Below are 3581 nucleotides of genomic sequence, written 5' to 3' on the forward strand. Positions count from 1 at the left end.
TACCACAGCTGATCGCCGGCATAACTGCCGAAGAACGCCACGACCACCACCAGGTTGATGTCCATGTATCCACGGAACGCGAGGAAGCCTGCGAGCACCAGAATGGTTTCGCCTTCGAAAAACGTGCCGAGGAACAAGGCAAAGTAGCCGAAGTCATGCAGAAATTGTTGGAGCATTGTCTGGGTGCTGGCGAAATGAACGCGCAGCCTAACCCTTCGCACACATTCAGGAAAGTGTCCAAATGTGTCTCGACGTGAACATTTCCTACAAGGACAATGGAATGCGGCTACATGTCGCGGTGTGCGCACAACTGTCACACGTTCGTCATAATGGCCGCTTATAACTGTCACGCTCGCACGCCTGCGGGCTCAGGAGTCTGCCGTGAGCTTTACCCCCGCCAACCGTTTGTTCCCTGCAACCCGCCTGCGCCGCAACCGTCGCGATGATTTCTCGCGCCGACTGGTCCGTGAAAATGTGCTGAGCGTCGATGACCTGATTCTGCCGGTATTTGTGCTGGACGGTGAAAACCGTCGTGAAGCGGTGGCGTCGATGCCGGGCGTCGAACGCCTGACCATTGATCTGTTGCTCGAAGAAGCGGCCAAGTGGGTCGAGCTGGGAATTCCGGCGCTGGCACTGTTCCCGGTGACCCCGCCAGGGCTGAAGTCGCTGGACGCCGCCGAAGCCTGGAACCCTGAAGGCATCGCCCAGCGCGCCACCCGCGCCCTGCGTGCGCAATTCCCTGAGCTGGGTGTGATCACCGACGTCGCTCTGGACCCGTTCACCACTCATGGCCAGGACGGTATCCTCGACGAAGAAGGCTACGTGCAGAACGACATCACCGTCGATGCACTGGTCAGGCAAGCCTTGTCCCATGCCGAAGCCGGTGCGCAGGTGGTCGCCCCGTCGGACATGATGGACGGGCGCATCCAGGCGATCCGCGAAGCGCTCGAAGTGGCCGGTCACGTCAACGTGCGGATCATGGCCTACTCGGCGAAGTACGCCAGCGCCTACTACGGCCCGTTCCGCGATGCGGTCGGATCGGCACTGAACCTGGGCAAGGCCAACAAGGCCTCCTATCAGATGGACCCGGCCAACAGCAACGAAGCCCTGCACGAAGTGGCGGCTGACTTGTCAGAAGGCGCAGACATGGTCATGGTCAAGCCAGGCATGCCGTACCTGGACATCCTGTGCCGGGTCAAAGAAGAGTTCAAAGTGCCGACCTTTGTTTATCAAGTCAGCGGCGAGTACGCCATGCACATGGCCGCGATCCAGAACGGCTGGTTGAGCGAAGGGGTTATCCTCGAATCCCTGACCGCCTTTAAACGTGCAGGCGCTGATGGCATCCTGACGTACTTTGCCGTTCGTGCCGCTCAATTGTTACGAGAGCAAAAATAGCCCTCCCAGGAACATGTGATGAATACCGAAGGACTCACGGAAGTTGCCGTACAAGACGCTCAACCTGTGGTCGAGCAAATCGCCGAGACCCCGCCGGAGCTGGAGCCTGCTCCACCCGCGGCGGTAACCGAGCCCGCCCCGGCGGCGCCGGCGATTGCCATTCCCGGCCTGGATGACAGCAGCCTGTACATCCATCGCGAGTTGTCGCAACTGCAGTTCAACATCCGCGTACTGGAACAGGCGCTGGATGAGACCTATCCGTTGCTGGAGCGGCTGAAGTTTCTGCTGATCTTCTCCAGCAACCTGGACGAGTTCTTCGAAATTCGCGTCGCCGGCCTGAAGAAGCAAATCACTTTCGCCCGTGAGCAGGCGGGGGCCGATGGCTTGCAGCCGCATCAGGCCCTGGCGCGCATCAGCGAACTGGTGCACGGCCACGTTGACCGCCAGTACGCGATTCTCAACGACATTCTATTGCCGGAGCTGGAAAAACATCAGGTCCGCTTTATCCGTCGTCGTCACTGGACGACCAAGCTGAAAACCTGGGTGCGCCGTTATTTCCGCGACGAGATCGCGCCGATCATCACCCCGATCGGTCTCGACCCGACGCACCCGTTCCCGTTGCTGGTGAACAAGAGCCTGAACTTCATCGTCGAGCTCGAAGGCATCGACGCCTTCGGTCGCGACTCCGGCCTGGCGATCATCCCGGCCCCGCGCCTGCTGCCGCGCATCATCAAGGTGCCGGAGGAAGTGGGCGGCGCCGGCGACAATTATGTGTTCCTGTCGTCGATGATCCACGCCCACGCCGATGACCTGTTCCAGGGCATGAAGGTCAAGGGCTGCTACCAGTTCCGCCTGACCCGAAATGCCGACCTGGCGCTGGATTCCGAAGACGTCGAAGACCTTGCCCGCGCCCTGCGTGGTGAGCTGTTCTCGCGTCGCTATGGTGATGCGGTGCGTCTCGAAGTCGCCGATACCTGCCCGAAACACTTGTCCGACTACTTGCTCAAGCAATTCAACCTGAGCGAGACCGAGTTGTACCAGGTCAACGGTCCGGTGAACCTGACGCGTCTGTTCAGCATCACCGGTCTGGACAGCCAGCGCGAGCTGCAATATCTGCCGTTCACCCCGCAGATCCCGAAGCTGCTGCAAAACAGCGAGAATATTTTCAGTGTGATCAGCAAGCAGGACATCCTGCTGCTGCACCCGTTCGAGTCGTTCACCCCGGTGGTCGACTTGCTGCGCCAGGCTGCCAAGGACCCGCACGTGCTGGCGGTGCGTCAGACCCTGTACCGCTCCGGCGCCAACTCGGAAATCGTCGATGCGCTGGTGGATGCGGCGCGTAACGGCAAGGAAGTTACCGCGGTGATCGAGTTGCGCGCGCGGTTCGACGAAGAGTCCAACCTGCAACTGGCCAGCCGTCTGCAAGCGGCCGGTGCGGTGGTGATCTACGGCGTGGTCGGCTTCAAGACCCACGCCAAGATGATGTTGATCCTGCGCCGCGAGGCCGGTGAAATCGTGCGTTATGCGCACCTCGGTACCGGTAACTATCACGCCGGCAACGCTCGCCTCTACACCGACTACAGCCTGCTGACCTCCGACGACGCCTTGTGCGAAGACGTCGGCAAACTGTTCAGCCAGTTGATCGGCATGGGCAAGACCCTGCGTATGAAGAAGTTGCTGCATGCGCCGTTCACCCTGAAGAAGGGCATGCTCGACATGATTGCCCGCGAGACCCAGTTCGCCCTCGATGGCAAACCGGCGCACATCATTGCCAAGTTCAACTCGCTGACCGATCCGAAGATCATCCGTGCGTTGTACAAGGCCAGCCAGTCGGGCGTGCGCATCGACCTCGTGGTGCGTGGCATGTGCTGCCTGCGGCCGGGCATTGCCGGGGTTTCGCACAACATTCACGTGCGTTCGATCATCGGGCGTTTCCTGGAACACACCCGGGTGTTCTATTTCCTCAACGGTGGCGATGAGCAGATGTTCCTGTCCAGTGCCGACTGGATGGAGCGCAACCTCGACAAGCGCGTCGAGACTTGCTTCCCAGTCGAGGGCAAGAAGCTGATCATGCGGGTGAAGAAGGAGCTGGAGCTGTACCTGACCGATAACACCCACAGCTGGAGCCTGCAGTCGGACGGTCGTTACATCCGCAACACGCCGACCGGCAACCAGAACCCGCGCAG

The 3581-nt window shown here is 60.5% G+C and carries 2 protein-coding genes and 1 pseudogene; 2 read left to right on the forward strand and 1 reads right to left on the reverse strand.

Annotated elements, in window-relative coordinates; all coding sequences use genetic code 11:
- A pseudogene (locus D8V06_RS28400) lies at positions 1 to 176 on the reverse strand (DedA family protein); the annotation flags it as partial.
- A 205-nt stretch (positions 177 to 381) separates the two neighbouring features.
- Here D8V06_RS28400 and hemB point away from each other — a divergent pair.
- Both hemB and ppk1 read left to right on the forward strand, forming a co-directional pair.
- Positions 382 to 1395 carry a porphobilinogen synthase gene (gene hemB / locus D8V06_RS28405; RefSeq protein ID WP_056854098.1) on the forward strand — a complete coding sequence of 338 codons (1014 nt, stop codon included), beginning with the start codon at positions 382 to 384 and terminating at the stop codon, positions 1393 to 1395.
- 18 nt (positions 1396 to 1413) lie between these two features.
- A partial coding sequence (gene ppk1, locus D8V06_RS28410) for a polyphosphate kinase 1 (protein WP_130932274.1) occupies positions 1414 to 3581 on the forward strand: 2168 nt, incomplete at its 3' end.

This window comes from Pseudomonas sp. Sample_24, from assembly GCF_004307605.1.
GTDB lineage: Bacteria > Pseudomonadota > Gammaproteobacteria > Pseudomonadales > Pseudomonadaceae > Aquipseudomonas.